Source organism: Macrococcus brunensis (assembly GCF_004359615.1).
GTDB lineage: Bacteria > Bacillota > Bacilli > Staphylococcales > Staphylococcaceae > Macrococcus > Macrococcus brunensis.
Window position 1 is genome coordinate 1 of sequence record NZ_SCWA01000028.1, and the last position, 16939, is coordinate 16939.

Annotated in this window: 14 protein-coding genes; 12 read left to right on the plus strand and 2 right to left on the minus strand. The window is 38.6% G+C overall.

All coding sequences use genetic code 11. The annotated features are described in order from the left end of the window. The coding region (locus tag ERX27_RS10690; RefSeq protein WP_165983063.1) for an IS3 family transposase at window positions 1-86 on the plus strand (86 nt) is incomplete at its 5' end. A 56-nt stretch (window positions 87-142) separates the two neighbouring features. On the opposite strand, the gene ERX27_RS10695 is transcribed toward ERX27_RS10690, so the two are convergent. Next, window positions 143-616 carry a DUF2538 family protein gene (locus ERX27_RS10695; RefSeq protein WP_133432798.1) on the minus strand — a complete coding sequence of 158 codons (474 nt, stop codon included), beginning with the start codon at window positions 614-616 and terminating at the stop codon, window positions 143-145. Window positions 617-630: 14 nt separating this feature from the next. Beyond that, complete coding sequence (locus ERX27_RS10700; protein WP_133432799.1) at window positions 631-1923, minus strand: LCP family protein; 1293 nt, start codon at window positions 1921-1923, stop codon at window positions 631-633. Window positions 1924-2177: 254 nt separating this feature from the next. On the opposite strand from ERX27_RS10700, the gene ERX27_RS10705 reads away from it, so the two are divergent. From ERX27_RS10705 to ERX27_RS10755, 11 genes are all read left to right on the plus strand, one after another. After that, complete coding sequence (locus tag ERX27_RS10705; RefSeq protein ID WP_133432800.1) at window positions 2178-3434, plus strand: nucleotide sugar dehydrogenase; 1257 nt, start codon at window positions 2178-2180, stop codon at window positions 3432-3434. A 106-nt stretch (window positions 3435-3540) separates the two neighbouring features. Beyond that, window positions 3541-4341, plus strand: a complete 801-nt coding sequence (locus ERX27_RS10710) for an ABC transporter permease (protein WP_133432801.1) — start codon at window positions 3541-3543, stop codon at window positions 4339-4341. Window positions 4342-4366: 25 nt separating this feature from the next. After that, window positions 4367-5497, plus strand: a complete 1131-nt coding sequence (locus ERX27_RS10715; protein WP_133432802.1) for a glycosyltransferase family 4 protein — start codon at window positions 4367-4369, stop codon at window positions 5495-5497. Then, window positions 5490-5852, plus strand: coding sequence for a hypothetical protein (locus tag ERX27_RS10720; RefSeq protein ID WP_133432803.1), 363 nt, complete (start codon window positions 5490-5492; stop codon window positions 5850-5852). The genes ERX27_RS10715 and ERX27_RS10720 overlap by 8 nt, the downstream gene beginning before the upstream one ends. Window positions 5853-5873: 21 nt before the next feature. Continuing rightward, entirely contained in the window at window positions 5874-6533 is a 660-nt protein-coding gene (locus ERX27_RS10725; protein WP_133432804.1) for a hypothetical protein, read from the plus strand. Window positions 6534-6540: 7 nt separating this feature from the next. Next, window positions 6541-8712 (plus strand): hypothetical protein, encoded by a 2172-nt coding sequence (locus ERX27_RS10730; RefSeq protein WP_133432805.1) that lies wholly within the window; start codon window positions 6541-6543, stop codon window positions 8710-8712. Window positions 8713-8731: 19 nt separating this feature from the next. Continuing rightward, on the plus strand, window positions 8732-10702 hold the full coding sequence (locus ERX27_RS10735) for an acyltransferase family protein (protein WP_133432806.1): 1971 nt from the start codon (window positions 8732-8734) through the stop codon (window positions 10700-10702). An 11-nt stretch (window positions 10703-10713) separates the two neighbouring features. Continuing rightward, window positions 10714-11661: an ABC transporter ATP-binding protein gene (locus ERX27_RS10740; protein WP_133432807.1), complete on the plus strand. Its 948-nt coding sequence runs from the start codon at window positions 10714-10716 to the stop codon at window positions 11659-11661. Between the two features lie 11 nt (window positions 11662-11672). Continuing rightward, window positions 11673-12818 (plus strand): glycosyltransferase family 4 protein, encoded by a 1146-nt coding sequence (locus tag ERX27_RS10745; protein ID WP_133432808.1) that lies wholly within the window; start codon window positions 11673-11675, stop codon window positions 12816-12818. 217 nt (window positions 12819-13035) lie between these two features. After that, window positions 13036-15159, plus strand: coding sequence for a glycosyltransferase (locus ERX27_RS10750; protein WP_133432809.1), 2124 nt, complete (start codon window positions 13036-13038; stop codon window positions 15157-15159). A gap of 327 nt (window positions 15160-15486) precedes the next feature. Continuing rightward, window positions 15487-16674, plus strand: coding sequence for a glycosyltransferase family 4 protein (locus ERX27_RS10755; protein WP_133432810.1), 1188 nt, complete (start codon window positions 15487-15489; stop codon window positions 16672-16674). Window positions 16675-16939 lie beyond the last annotated feature (265 nt).

A 16939-nucleotide genomic window follows, 5' to 3' on the forward strand; every position in this document is an offset into this window, starting at 1 on the left:
ACATCAAAAATTATAATGAAAATAGAATTCAACAAAAATTAGGCTACTTATCTCCGGTTCAATACCGAATACAAGCAGCCTTATAAAAAGTGTTTTTTATTCCGTCCCATTTTCAGGGTTCAGTACCCGAGTGGATAGGCGTTTAATTTGCTTCACGTCTGATAATCGCTGTATATTGCCAGAATAGTTTCATCTGGCTGATATTCCAGTGGTTCATACCGAGAGAGTAGCCAGACGGGTTAAATATCTTGACATCTGATACTTCAAGCGCTGCTGCCAGCAAATACTGATAAAATACATCCAGTTGCTGGAAAGATGAACTTAACTGACTATTGTCAAAGATAAAATCAAATGGCACTTCATAGTCAAAGATATTGATGACATTAAAAATTTCTGGAATTGCTATTAAATAACATGCACCATCGATAAGAGGGCTGTCATCTGCCTGATGATAATAAACTCTGAGTGATTCGTAATTCTGGCGATGAAATTCATCGATAAAATAAAATTGCTGTCGCATATAGGACAGATCACCTGAATGAATGATCTGCTCTTCCAGTTTGTCGAACATGCCGTTAATCTGTTCATATTTCTCATAAGTTTTACGTTTTGACATCTAACCATCCTTTCTTAATAATTTTGGAGTGATGAGTGGTCGGGACTGAAGAATGGTGATTCTGTAGTTGATGGTACGTAATGTGGTACCGCTTCTGTCGTTGCGACTTCTGTTGTCGGGACGTAAGGCGGTTCTGTCGTCGGTGCTTCTGTCTGAGGCACAGGGGCTTCAGTGATCGGTGCAGGCGTTTCTGTCGCAGGCGCTTCAGTTGTTGTTTGTTCTTGTGTTGTTTCTTTTTTCTCTTGCTCTTTATGACCGAACTGTGCTTGATAAGCTTTATCGATTTTACTGATGGTCATCGGTTCAAGTGGAATAAGGTCTCCATAAAGCTGTGTCACTTTGTAGCTCAAGAGCTCTTTACGTGACTGAGCAGGCAGCCCTAAATCTTTGCGTAAAATACTTGCGGTCTTAGCGACATCAGAAAAATCAGGATTAAAATAATAGACGCCATTGTGCATGTAGTCTGCTCCTGATAACTGTTCACGTTCAAATTTAACACTATCTTTGGAATACGTCGTCGCCAGTGAGGTAATATCGTTAAAGCTTAAGTTATGCTTGGCGTTATTGCCGACTATATTAACCAGTTCGTCAATCTTATCCAGTGAATCAGTCTGTTTCGCTTTTTTGATGATAGCTTCAATCATCTCAGCCTGACGTTTACCACGTCCGAGGTCAGTATCAACGTGACGGCTGCGAACGAGTGCGAGAGCCTGGTCCCCGTTGATTTTCTGATATCCTTTTTTGACCTTGATACGGCCGATATCATTTTTGGTCGGCTCATTTAGATCAAACGGGACCTTGAAATAAATACCGCCGAGTTCATCAATGATGTCAACAAAAGCCTGCATATTGATGCGGGCATAGTAATCAACTGGTACATCAAAAAGGGTTTCAACTGCCTGCATCGAAGATTCCGGACCACCATCAGCATGAGCATGCGTAATTTTATCGTAGTAGCCGACTGATGGGATGTAGCTGAGCGTATCTCGCGGGATACTGACGAGACGAATCTGCTGTTTGTCTCGGTTGAATGTCCCTAAAATCATCGCATCTGTTCTCGCTTTTTCCATGGTCTGACCATCGCGACGACGCGTCAGACTGTCATCAATACCGAGGAAGAGAATAGAAACATGGTTCATAGCCGGATTGACAGCACCGTCTCTTAATGAAGACTGACTCGTATTATCTGTAAAAGATTTATCTACAGCGTTCTTCGCCTGGAAGTAGAGAATTGCCGCATAAGTAGAGGGTGCTATAATCAGACAAAGGCTGAGGAGAATCAGAATTATCTTCATGGGTTTTTTCATTATTCGTCACCTGTCTTCTTCTATTTAAACTACACAATTATACTCGATAGCTATCAGGACGACAACTTTTTTCAACATATTACACGTTATGACCTTTTGGTTTGAAAAGATTTTTGAAATAGGATACCTTTACTGTGTTTCACTATATCTTGATTCTTTAATCAGGATTGATTATAATTATAATGTTTATAATGGATATAAAGCTAATTTTACAACTTATATCTTCAACTAAGTAAATTGAAGGCGGGATTATTTTGAAATTAACAACAGTAGGACTTGGATACATCGGTTTGCCGACTTCTATCATGTTCGCAAAACATGGTGTAGACGTTGTTGGTGTCGACATTAATCAGAAAGCTGTTGATTCTTTAAACAGCGGAAAAATTCATATCGAAGAGCCGGGCCTTCAGGAAGCGTTTGAAGAAGTTATCGCTAATGGTAAATTTAAAGCGACGACTCAGCCTGAACCAGCTGACTGCTTTATCATTGCAGTGCCAACACCAAACAACGCAGATCAGTTCAAGTCATGTGATATCTCTATGGTCATGACAGCAGTTGAATCTGTCTTACCTTTAATCGAAAAAGGTAACGTCATCATTGTGGAATCAACGATTGCACCACGCACTATGGATGACTTCGTTAAACCACTTGTTGAATCTAAAGGATTCACGATTGGTGAAGACATTTTCCTCGTACACTGTCCTGAACGTGTATTACCAGGTCAGATCATGCATGAACTTGTTTACAATAACCGTATCATCGGTGGTGTGACACAGAACTGTATCGAAGCAGGTAAAAAAGTTTACGGTACATTCGTTCAAGGTGAAATGATTGAAACAGATGCGAAGACAGCTGAAATGAGTAAATTAATGGAGAATACATACCGCGATGTCAACATTGCACTTGCTAATGAACTCGCTAAAGTATGTAACCAGCTGGATATCAATGCACTTGATGTTATCGAAATGGCGAATAAACATCCACGTGTTAACTTACACCAGCCAGGACCAGGTGTCGGTGGCCACTGTTTAGCAGTTGACCCATACTTCATCATCGCAAAAGACCCAATCAACACAGATATCATTCAAGTGGGTCGTAAAATTAACAATCAGATGCCACATTACGTTGTGAACAAAGCGAAAGAATTTTTAAAAGCAGTAGACGGTAAAAAACTGACGGTCTTCGGTTTAACTTATAAAGGGGACGTTGATGACATTCGTGAATCTCCGGCATTCGATATTTATGAAATGCTGAAAGATTTAGACTACGATGTTGTCGCATACGATCCACACGTTGAACTTGATTTCGTTGAGAAAGATATTAAAACAGCTGTAAAAGACAGCTCACTTGTTCTTGTCTTAAGCGATCATTCAGAATTCAAACAGTTAACAGACGTTGACTTCGAAGGTATGAAAGATCAACTGATTTTCGATACGAAGAACGTCGTGAAATCAGAATTCGAAACAACTAAATATTACAACTTTGGTAATTTGTATACATTTAATCACTAATTCAAGTAACGCAGAATACAATCGTATTCTGCGTTCATACGTTATGGGTCACAGCAAAAATTCAGAAACATTATTCCTTGAATAATGTTGCTAAAGAGGTTAGATGATGAAAGAAGTATTTAGAATTTTAAAAGAGCAGTATGATAACTTCCATATGATTAGAAAACTTGCAGTCTATAATATGAAAAGTGAATATTCCAATCATTATTTAGGTGCATTCTGGAATATTCTGCAGCCCCTCATTCAAGTGGTCATCTATTATATCGTTTTCGGTATGGGACTCAGAGGCAATGGAGGCGGAGTTGAATATTTAGTTCATTTAATTACTGGTCTCTTCCCATGGCTTTTTATTTCACAATCTATTAATGCAGGTTCTGGTGCGATACAAGCTCAACTAGGTTTAGTCACTAAAATGAAGTTTCCTGCATCAGTACTTATCTCGATTAATTTTGCCAATACATTTATCAATTTAATGTTTACAACCGCTATCATCTTTTTATTGTCTGTTTTCAATCATATGGTCAGCTGGACACATTATTTTGAGTTCTTCTACTTTGTAATTGCAGCATTTGCATTGATCTTTGCTATTAACCTGATTATGAGTACCTTAACCATTTTAATCAGAGACACACGACTCATACTGCAGAACATTATTAGAATGTGCTTTTTCCTGACCCCTATTTTCTGGGAAGTTAAGACAGTAGGACCAGTTCTCAGAGAAATCACTGCACTTAATCCTTTTTCATATTTAATCGGTATTTATAGAAATGCCTTTATTAATGGACAAGAAGGTATTTATGGGACGATAAGCGATCATCTTTATTTCTGGAGTTTAACATTACTTTTACTTTATGTAGGTAGTCATATTCACAATAGATTTAAAAATAGATTAGTTGATTATATTTAGAAAAATGAGCGAAATAGGTGAAAAAATGAAATATTTATTAGTTGCTAATGCATACCCTAATAAAGATCGGATTTACTCTAATACTTTTCTGCATAGAAGAGTGAAGTCCTATCAGCAGAAAGGATTAGAGGTTGAAGTAGTCGTCATGTCGACTAAAGTCATTCATGATGAAATTTTTGATGGCGTTACAGTCAAATATATGGATGAGTATCAGCTGACGGATTATGTCAATACATGTCCGGAAATTAAAACTATACTGATTCATTTTATGAACCAGAAAATGTTTACAGCAGTCAGTCAGATTGAGCGGGAGGTCAATTATATCATCTGGTTGCACGGCTTTGAAGCAGAGCCTTGGTATTCGCGCTATTATAACTATACCGTCTCTAAAAAAGCACTCAGCGATCAACTTGCAAAAATTGACTACTATGAAAAACAACGCAATATGTTTCAGACGCTTTACAAAATGGACAACGTTACTTTCATTTTCGTATCCGAAAGTTTTAAAAAATATTATGTCGATCCCTTTGTCAGACAAGCGCCACCGCGCTACTATATTATTCCGAATTTAATTGACGAGAAACTGTTTCCTTATAGAGAAAAAAAAGAAGCAGATCGCTTTAAGGTTTGTAATATCAGACCTTATACAGCTCCGAACTACGCAAATGATATTACGAGAGATGTGATATTAAAACTGAGTAAAAAGAAGTACTTCAAAAAGATGGAGTTTAGTTTATACGGTGATGGTCCACTCTTTAAAGAGATGACAGAGCCGCTTGAAAAGTTTGAGAATGTTCAGCTTTATCAAGGCTTCGTCAGACAGGACGATATCAGTGATATTCATGCTCATAACGGTATTTATCTAGGTCCAAGCCGTCACGACTCTCAAGGTGTTTCACTATGTGAAGCGATGTCAAGCGGGTTAGTTCCGATATCAAATGATATAGGCGCTATAGCAGAATTTGTCGAACACGGTCGCTCTGGTTTTCTCGCTGGCAGAGACCAGGTAGATGAAATGGTCTTCTATATTGAGAAATTGATCAATAATCCGGAGTTATTCATGCAAATGAGCGTCTATGCGAGTGATATGATTATCAAAAAGACAGGGACAGAAAATGTCATTAAAAAAGAATTAGAGGTGATGATTCATGACTAATGAAGTGAACTGGAAAGAAGCTTATCTTAAACTAGAAGAACAAATTGAGTTCATGATGAAAAATACTCAGGAACTGCTGGAAAATAATCCGCCGAAACTTGAAATCAATAAATTGATTATTGATCGAAACAATGGCTATACAAGTGTGATTGCTGATGCAACGGGAAGTGATATGACATATGCCTGTTATTTATATGATAAAAAGAATAACAAAGAACTTCTACGTTTAAAATATCAGTATGCAAATTCTTTCGTCTTCAAGCTGCCAAAGGGTGAATATATCGCTAAAGTATTTGTAAGAGAAAATTTATCGGAGACACGTAAAGTCGTTGAATCCATTCGGTTCTACAGTTAAATAAGGAGAGGAACTGAGACCATGAAAGCTGAGTTACTATTAATTGATGATTTAATCAACCACAATCAGAAGATACAAATTGTTGTCCATAAACAGCTCGACAGCAGAACGATGAATGATTTAGTAAAAGAGATATCAGTTCATAAAGAGTTGCCTCTTCAGATTACAATCAATACACCATACGTTGACATCATGCCTGTAGTCAATGCATGGGCCGGAGAATCATTTGAACTGATCTGCTATAAAGTCTTACTGACGCCTGATATGCTTGATGAAATTGCGGAAGCGGGCATTGTTGTCTCAGTAGAAAGTGAATATGATCTTTTTCATATTACATTATTGCATACTGCTGTCAATTCAGCTGTTAAAGAAAACAATTTAAAACAATTGCAGCCCTTTTTCTCATATGCTGTCCAAAATAATGAGCAGTCTTCATTTCTGCTGCAGCAGGCGCTGTTAGATGCAGAAAATGAAATAGCAAAACTTAATAAAGAGCGGACTATTTTGCAGGGGCAGTACGATCGTCTAAAAAGAAGATATCAGAGCTACGGAATCCAGCAAAAAGAAAATGAGTTTGCAAAACTGCAGCAGAAGTATAAAGAAACATTGCATCGATTGAATAATCTGAGAGAATCGCGACTCGGCAAACTCCAGATTAAATACTGGGATTTAAGAAAGTAGGTATATCATGAATTTTCTTGGTGGAATTCGTTATCAGGACATGAAATTGCAGGGCATGAGCCAGATACTCGGGAGTCATAGACAGCTGACTAAAGGGCTGACAGTGATTATTGAAATTGATGAGATGAGGCGGTCTCTCAGTACACTCCTTAATGAGACAGGCAATGACCTAACTTACATCTGTATCACTAAAGACTATAATCGTTATATAGAATCAGTACATTTATTTGAGAACTCGCATCATCTCTTAATGCTGAATCATGGTTCTCGCAGTCAGGCACTGCAGCAAGCATTAAAAATCGTGACGACCACACACGTGATGTTTATGACTGCAGAAGAGAGTATTTCATTTAATCATCAACTATTAAATGACAAAACCATTATCATGCCTAAGCGTCTAGTCAAGGGAACAGAAGATGGTTATTTCAATGACATCTTTAAAGAAAAAGAAGCAGAGAAAGAACTTTTCACGGAAGAACAGAGCAATGAGTTAGAAGAGGAGATTGATTTACAGTCTCTGCACCCTGCTGCTATCGTTGTAGATGTACCTACGCAGCCAGTTGAGCCAGTGACTAAAGTTCAATATTCAATCAATATGGTACTTGAAAGATTATATGTGTTCACTGGTATTATCTTTCCGGTTCTCTTAATAGATCACATTGAGTTGCAGGAACAAGAGACAGAACATCGATTTATTCTTGATTTAGTCACGTCTGCAGATATCAGTCTAGTCTATGATGAATCCATAGAGTTTAGAAGTGATGAATGGGCGATCAAGCAAATTATGACAAAAGAAAATCCGTTTAAATCAGTTCAATATTACGCTTCTCTTATGGCGAAACGTCATAACCCTCTTGTTATCCGATATTTGCAGTTTAAAGCGGATGAAATGCTGCTTAAAATCAGCAATATGATCGACAGACAGGAAATAGAACGGATCCAGGCATTTAGCCAGCTGCAGTACGATAAACTGAACTTGTCAGTCCTTAACAAAGGTCAGGCAGAAGAATTAGTGATTGCCTACTGTTTTCCGCCTTATAATGATACATCGGGTAATGTAATGGCGAAAAGAATCTTTGTTGAAAACAGTCGGGTAGATGTGATTTATAACAACATGGACCGGATCCGCAGGAAAGATGAAACATTGATGCAGATTGCTAATCATCTGATAGATACGATGTTCGAACTGAATGCACCGCAGGCTTTCAGTAGCTGGGGAAGTATTGAGGAGTTTATGGAACAAGGTCTCGAGATATTTAAGCAGTATAAGAATAAATATAAAAGACTGTATAGCCGGGCTATGTTCCCTGCCTCACATTTTCTGGCATTTGAAATCAAGCAGCTACAGCCGGATATTCACTGGCGCGCAGAGTTTTCAGACCCCTTACATACAGATGTTAACTCAGAAATCAGATTTTCTTCGATAAATGATAGTGCGTATACAGATCGTATTAAAACTCTTCTGCCAGAAGCATATAGAGCTCTTGCAGATGATAACGTCTTTAATATCTGTGAATTAATGCCGCTTGCCTTCGCGGAGGAGCTTATCTTTACCAATGAACAGCAGCTCGAATATATGATTGAGCGTTTTGACCCTGATATTCAGAACTCAATCAGACAGCGTGCAAAGACTATTCCTCATCCAACATTGCCTCAGCCTTTTTATGAGCTGGTAACATCTTATTATACCGTAGATGAATCGAAAATTAATTTAGCTTATTTTGGCAATTTTTATGATACAAGAGGATTCAGAGAACTGGAACTAGTCGCCAAATATCTTGAGCTGGCTGATATCACTAACTTCGAGATACATGTATTTACGAATTTAAATAATAAAGTTCTGCAGTTTTATGAAAATAGTGAGTTTAAACAATATATGACTTTAAATCCATATGTCAATTTCTTTGAGTTCCTGAACTTAACGAATAAAATGGATGGCCTGATGATTTTTGATGCGCATACAAAAGAGATTAAAGAGATAAACCCGTATTTACCGTCTAAACTAAGCGATTACCTAGGGAGCGATGCCTATACGTTAGCTTTCACGGAAGAAGACAGTATTCTTTCGAAACAGGAACATCATAAATTAATCAAAGTCAATATGGTTAAATTCAGCCAATATGCTACGGCTTTTCAGTTGCTAAGTAAAAAAATAAATAAAGAGCTGAAAATTTACTAAGGAAAAGAGAAATTTAATCATGCAGAAAATTGAAATTGAAAAAAAGTTTCGTCCAGAGATTGAAGGCCTCAGGTTTATAGCAGCACTCTTAGTCGCTATCTATCATATATGGTTTCAGAAAGTTTCCGGTGGAGTGGATGTATTTTTCGTTATAAGCGGTTTTCTCATTACGATTTCACTTATTAATCAAGTTAACCGCACAGGTAAAGTTAGTTTCAGCAAATTTTTTGGTAACCTACTTAAGCGATTGCTCCCTATTGCAACAACTGGTTTACTTTTTGTCGCTGTTCTTACCTGGTTTTATTATCCAGACATTTATAAGGTAAGTGTGTTTAAAGAAGTTATAGCGTCAATGCTTTATTATGAGAATTGGCAACTAGCCTTTAACTCAGTTGACTATCTAAATCAGAGTCATTTTAAGTCTCCTGTTCAGCATTATTGGGCGATGAGTATCCAAGGGCAATTTTATGTGATTTGGTTCCTGTTGTTTTATTTACTTAACAGGTTTGTATTTAAAGAAAATGCTTCCGCAAACTATAAAACACTTCTATCAGTTTTCAGTGGATTATTTATTATCTCATTAATTTTTTCTGTTTATTTAACTGCAATGGATCAACCATGGGCTTATTTTGACGTAAGAACACGTGTATGGGAATTTGCTTTTGGAGGATTCTTAGCTATTACTATCGGCAAAATCAAACTCAATCATACACTAGCAAATATATTATCCTGGATAGGGTTAACAGCTATTGTATCCTTAGGCTATCTATTTGATGTATCCACCTTATTTCCTGGTTTGATCGCTCTGATTCCTGTATTAGGGGCTGCTTTCATTGTTATTTCAGGTAATCAGCCTTCAAAATATGGGGCGGAACGTTTCTTAGCGATACCGATTTTACAGAAACTAGGTGGAATATCATTTAGTATCTATTTATGGCACTGGATTCTTTTATCTAATTATAAGTTGTTTTTTGATACTGAAATTGGAATACTAGATGGTAGTATTATTCTGATTTCATCTATTGTTATAGCTTATCTGTTAACAGAATATTTAGAGAAACCTCTACGTGATAAAAATCGTTACAAGCGTCTGCAGTTTTTCTATTTCCCGGCTATGATTACATTGATTCTTTCATTTCCATTGACCTATCTTCTTCTTAATCAAGAAGATAGCTTAGCAGATGATTTACCGTCTGGTTATAATGGAGCTAAACAAGTGGAGCTATCAGAGCAGTTAAATACAGGGCAGACATTGTATCCAGCTCCAATGAAAGCGAAAGAAGACTTAGCTGTCAGTTATGATGATGGTTGTAATGTTATGGGAAATAGCCCGGAAGTAAAAGTTTGTTATTATGGTGCAAAAGATGATTATACCAAAACAATCGCTTTAGTAGGCGGTTCACATTCTGCTCATTGGTTAGGTGCATTATTAGAATTTGCTGAAAAAGATAAAATAAGAATTGCAAATATCACAAAAAGTAACTGTCGGTTTTCTACAGAGCATCAGAAACAAAGAGGTTGTGACCAGTGGAATAAAGATGTTATTAATATAATATCCCAGATAAAACCCGATCTCGTTTATACAACGGTTGATGTTTCTGACGGTGAATCAACTGAAGTTCCTGAAGGATTCCTGGCTCAATTTAAAAAATTAGAAACATTGAATATTAGTATTTTCGGAGTTCGTGATAATCCGAGAATGGATATCAATATACCTGAATGTCTTGAAATGAATAAAGGTTCAATAGATAAATGTTCAACTCCTAGAAAAAACGTGATAGTGACACCAAGTCCCTATGACAAATTGACAGATAAACCTGATAATATTATTTATCACGACTATACTAAGTTCTTCTGTACTGAGGAGAAATGTTTACCTGCAATTGGTGATGTCGTTATGTATATTGATGGACAACATATTTCACAGAGCTACGTCAGAACGATGGCGCCTATGATTCGTAAAGATATTCATGACGCCCTTTACCAATAAGGAGGAAGTACATGGATACAGCGATAAAAGTCAAAGTTGAAAATATCTCAAAAATATATCCTGTTAATCAAACAAAAAGTGATAAAATTTTTTCTATTCTTCAATTCTGGAAGAAAGAAAAACATGATGAAGTTTATTATGCCTTGCGCGACATCAGTTTTGAGGTAGAAGCGGGAGATAGTGTCGGATTAGTAGGCTTAAATGGTGCAGGGAAGTCGACTTTATCAAATCTTCTGGGAGAAGTGACTGCCCCGTCAACAGGGCAGATTACGATTAATGGCAAGAGCTCTCTGATTGCTATATCAGCCGGACTTAACAATGAACTGACTGGTGCAGAGAATATTAAGATGAAGTGTTTGATGCATGGTTTGTCTGAACAGCAGATTGCTGAACGTTATGACGATATTATTGCGTTTTCTGAACTTGGAGACTTTATCTATCAGCCGATTAAAACGTATTCTAGTGGTATGAAGTCTCGGCTGGGTTTTGCAATCGCCGTTCATACAGATCCGGATGTACTGATAGTTGATGAAGCGCTCTCTGTCGGTGATGATACTTTTTCGAATAAATGTATCGTGCGTATGAAAGAATTTCAGGAACAAGGCAAAACTATTTTCTTTGTCAGTCACTCAATCGGTCAGATACAGAAAATGTGTAATAAAGCGATATGGCTGCATTATGGCGAAATGAAAGCATTCGGTGACTGTATTCCGACTGTAGGACTCTATGGCCGTTTTGTCAGAGAATATAATAGTTACAGCAAGGAGAAACAGTTGAATTATAAAAAGGAAATGTCTAAAGGCCAGATAGGTCATATGTCTGATATTGAGCTGAATAAGGATGAACCGTCTCTTCGTTATCTAGTCTATTTAGTGCTGCTGCTTGCTTTATTTACTGTTGCAGTATTATGTCAGATGAATGTGATACCATTGATGTCATTTCTCAATCATCTGAAATAGGAGGACTTACCATGAAAAAAGTGACCATGTTTCTATGGAATAACTTTACAAATGATGCACGCGTACTGCGGGAAGGCAGCGCCCTTGTTGAAGCGGGCTACCCTGTAACTGTCATTGCTAAGCGCGAACAGGAGAATATCAAGCTGGAAGAGAGACTATCTTCAGGCATAGAAGTGAGACGTCAGCAGAAATGTGACGCTCACTTTTCTCTTAAAAATCACAAGCTTAATACAATGATAACTAAACATCTGCCTAATGCCTATTTAATGCTGAAGATGATTAGAGAAGGCTATAAAACAGAAACTGATATCTATCATAGTCATGACTTGAATACTTTGATTCAAGGTGTTGTATGTGCAAAACTGCGGCTTAAACAGAAACCGCTCATTTTTGATTCTCATGAAGTGAACACGAGTCGTACGCATTACCAGACAGGGCTTGTCTATAAAGTAGAACATTTTCTATTGCGATTTGTCGATTACACAATAGTTGAGAACGAAACAAGAGCACTGTATCACGAAATGCTTTATGGAAAGCGGCCGCTATCCATTCATAATTACTCTGAATTTTATGACATAGCAGATGTTAAAAATAAAGAACTACCATCAAATAAGAAAATACTTTTATATCAAGGCGGACTGCAGGAAGGAAGAGGGCTTCCTTTACTCATTGATGCTTTTAAAGAAGCAGATGTCGATGCTAGACTGCTGCTGGTGGGAGACGGAAAAATAAGGCAGCAGTTAGAAGAACAAGTCAGATCACTCGGTCTCGAAGAAAAAGTGACATTTACTGGGCGCGTCCCTTACGAAGAACTAAGAGCATATACGAAGAATGCCTATATCGGCTTTCAGATACTTGAAAATACAAACTTCAATCATTATTCAGCGTCTTCCAATAAACTTTATGAATATATGATGGCACACGTACCTGTAATAGGGACAGCCCTTCCTGAGATCAGACGAGTGATTCAGCAAGAAGGAACGGGGCTTGTAATCAAGGATTCAGATAAAAAGGCTCTCGTTGAAGCCATACGTTATGCGCTCGCTAACAAAGAGGAACATCAGCACTGGCAGGAGAACAGTAAGCGCGCCAAGTATAAATATAACTGGGAACAGGAAAAACATAAATTGCTGGGTATGTACGAAAAAATTAATTGAGGTGATAGTCATGTCAGAAAAAGAACTTCGGGAATCACTGAAATTGAGCCTTCGCTCTGAAAGAAAGGCCTTGCTGACACTTCAATCTCGGGATATGGAGATAGCGGAATTAAAAAATAAAGTCAGACTCTATGAACGCAGATTTGATAAAATCAGAAACTTTCTCCCTGTAAAGATGCTGATTAAGTCCAAAAATCTCTTAAAAGGATTGAAATAAATGTATAGAAAGAGATTAAGTGAAATAGAAGCACTTCTTCATACCTTAGATCATCAGCAGCCTGCTACTGAAGAGGAGACGTTCGATGCCAGGCAGTTACCTGACGGTATAACAATCATTATACCGATGTATAAAGGAAAAACTTATATAGAGCAGCTACTAAAGACATTAACTGAAGCCGCAGGAACATACACCGACTATGAAGTGATCTTCATATTGAACGGCGAGACTGAGAACGTTCAGCAAGACAGAATGGTATTAGAAGCGGCAGGGATGACGTTTCCGTACAAAATTTTAATGTCAGAAGTCGGTGCTGCTGCAGCACGAAATGTCGGTATTCATGAAGCCGCTTACTCTCACTGCCTTTTTCTGGATGCAGATGATACTCTATCACCTAGACTACTCGAACAAATAGCACCTTATCTGTCGCATTCTGCACTTACTGTGTTCGAGCTGCATGATATTACAGACGGGAAAATCGATAGTCATAATGTGATTCAGCAGGAAATTAAGCAGTATATGAATCAGAGAGTGTCGCAATATGACAAATTGACTAAAGTGCTGTCGATGAACGGCGCTAAAATCATTCCGACATTATATCTCAAGAACACAAAATATCAGCCTCAACTGAGAAGCGGGGAAGATGTCGTACTGATGATGTCTATTATTACCGAATATACACCTGACATACAGGTTGTACCCGCTCATACAGCCATCTATTATCGACATATGACAACTGATTCACTGAGTAGAACGACCATGAGCTATGATTTTAATGTTGAACAACGTTTCGATGTGATTCAAGCCCTGGGCCGCTTACTGGACCGGACTGATGATTTGGATAGTCGTCAGCTGATTATCAACAGGATGGACGCACAGGCTGGCTTCGTCAATCGCTATCTGAGCGAAAACCCGGATGACTATCAGCAAGTCATAGCACTATTCGAAATACTTGAGCAGGAATATATTCCTTTTCAGGCCATTAACAAAGGTCTTGCACGTACACTTTACATCGGCTATTGTTTCCCGCCTTATTCGGATACAAGCGGCATTGTTCTTGCCAAGCGTATTTACGAAAGAGGGAGAGCCTGTGATGTCATCTCCAACAATATGTCAGATGTCAGAGAAACCGACTATACGCTTAAATCGCTCGCCCAGCCATTTATTGATCGGCATTTCGAGCTTGATAACTGTTCCAGCTTCAGTAGCTGGCCATTAATAGAAGCATTCATCATTAAAGGGCTGCGCCGAGTAAAACAGACGCATTATCATGAAATCTATTCAAGAGTATTATGGCCTGGCAGTCATTTCCTCGCCTTTAAAATAAAACATGAAGAACCGCAGAGCAGATGGATAGCAGAATTCTCTGATCCAGTTTTACATGATATTAAAAATGACAAAAGAGAATCAAAAATCTATTCCAGACAGTGGTCACGATTATTCAAACAATTAGACGCGTGCTGGCAGCCTTATATCGATCATAACTTATTCAATATGACGGAAATTATCGCTTTTGCAGCAGCGGATGAACTGGTGTTCACTAACACGCATCAGCTGGAAATGATGATTGAACGCTTTCCAGAAGATATCAAGGCGTATATACGTGCTAAATCGGTCATTGCCCCTCATCCTGTCATGCCTGAACGTTTCTATCATAAAGGAGATGCAATCATCCCACTTGAAAGTGGCTACTATCATATAGGATATTTCGGTAATTTCTATGCGACGAGAGGTCTGGATGAAATAGTGACATTGCTGACTCAAGAGGATATCTTAAGGACGTCACTCCCACTGAAAATGCATATCTTCACTTCTAATCCTAAGCAGGTGAAGGTGGAACTTATAAAAGCAGGTGTCGGTGATAGAGTAATAGTCTATCCTTATCTTGGCTACTTTGATTTTCTGAATATGACAACCCAGCTCGATGCACTCGTTGTAATGGATGCGCATACGAAGGCTTATAAACGTCTGAATCCGTATTTACCAAGTAAATTAAGTGACTATCTAGGTAGTGGACGACCGATTATTGCCTTTACAGAAGAAGGCAGTATAATGGACTCAATGACTATAAGTAATATATTAAAGATTCAACTGAAAAATGAAGTCAATCTAAAAACGCAATAAATATCTTGATCTAGTTAAAATATTGTAGATTATAAAATTGTAGGGCGAAACGAGTGATAACGTTTCGCTTTTTTTATATATCGCTTATTCAATAATAAGTATGACAAATAATAGAACAGAGGAGACGGCAGCTGATAGATAAAATACTGACATTAACGGCTGTCCTGCCCTTAGCAGCCTGCAGTCAGATGACTTAAGACAGCAAGCTATAGCAGAAACACCGACGACACCTACTGTTTGAGTGATTAACGACAGTGTCTTCAGCCAATAGAAGTATCGGTCCTGAAATGCTATAATAGACGGACTATATTAAAAGGTGAGAGAGACATGAAGATATTACTTGTAACACAGAACTTCTATCCGGAGATCGGTTCAGGCGCCAACCGCTTGAGAAATCTGTACAACCAGTTATCGAAGTATCATCAGGTGGACGTCCTGACAACAGAGCCGAGTTATCCGAACGAGAAGATGTATCAGGAGCAGAAGTTCTGGTACGACGCACGCCTCAACCAGTCGCCAGACATCAAGCGTCTCAAGATGAGAACGTCCAAGCAGAGCAAGTCCATGGCGATGCGGCTGCTCTACTATTTTGAGCTTGGACTGAAAGTCAGACGGACCATCCGCAAAAAACAGGCGGACTATGATGTTCTCTACGTCACGACGCCGAATATCTTTATGCCGTGGGCGGCGTTCTTCGGTCAGCGACATACGACTGCTAGAGTACTGGAAGTCAGAGACCTCTGGCCGGACTCACTGGTCGGCATCGACAAGCTGAAGTCGGTCAAGTTCATTTTTCCCATCCTTAAAGTGCTGGAGAAACGCATGTACCGCGTGTCTGACGCTATCATCATCAACAATGAAGGCTTCAGAAGCCATATAGAGTCATTAGCCCCGAAGGTCAAACAGTATTACTTCCCGAATGCCTTTAACCAGGAAGAAATCGCCTTCAAGAATGTGACAGATGACTTCAAAGTCATCTACACCGGCAATATCGGTTTCGCTCAGAGCTATGAGCAGCTGCTGGAAGTAGCAGCGGGACTTGAAAAAAGAGGCATTTACTTCAATGCAGTCGTCTACGGCATGAATGCACACAACTTCTTCAACTATATCAACGAGCAGGACTTCACATACGTCACAGCCTATCACGAGAAAAGCCGGGAGGAGTGCCTGGAGATGATCCGCACACATAACATTCAGCTGTCATTATTAAAAGAGACAGAAACCTTCCTAAATGTGCTGCCCGGGAAGATTATCGATGGCATCGGCTGCGGTGTCCCTGTCGTGACGAATCTGGGCGGCTATGCCAATCTGCTCATCAATGACAATCAAGTCGGTTACGCAAAAGAGAAGGCGACGACAGAAGACGTGCTGAAGGCGATTGAACATATCAAGCACAACCATGAACTCGAGAGAACACTGAGAGAAAACGCGAGAGAACTCGTCACAAGAGAGTTTATGTGGGAGAAAAATATAGTACAGTTGAATCAAGTGCTGACAGAAGCGGCACAGCACTGAAAAAGACCTGTAGAAACAGGTCTGTCGAAACGTAGACAAACTTATTTTTAAAATGGGTTTGTCTTTTCTTTTACTTCAAATAAAAATGGTAAGTTATACAATCAAGTTAGCCACCTAAGGTGGAGGATACATTAATTGTTTATAAAAAAAATACGCCATGACGAATTCATGTTAATATTGTAGTTCTCACACCGACAATAAAGGAATGAATTCGTATGACGCATATCAATGGTAACACGAAAACCGTTAAGGGCAAACACCTTTC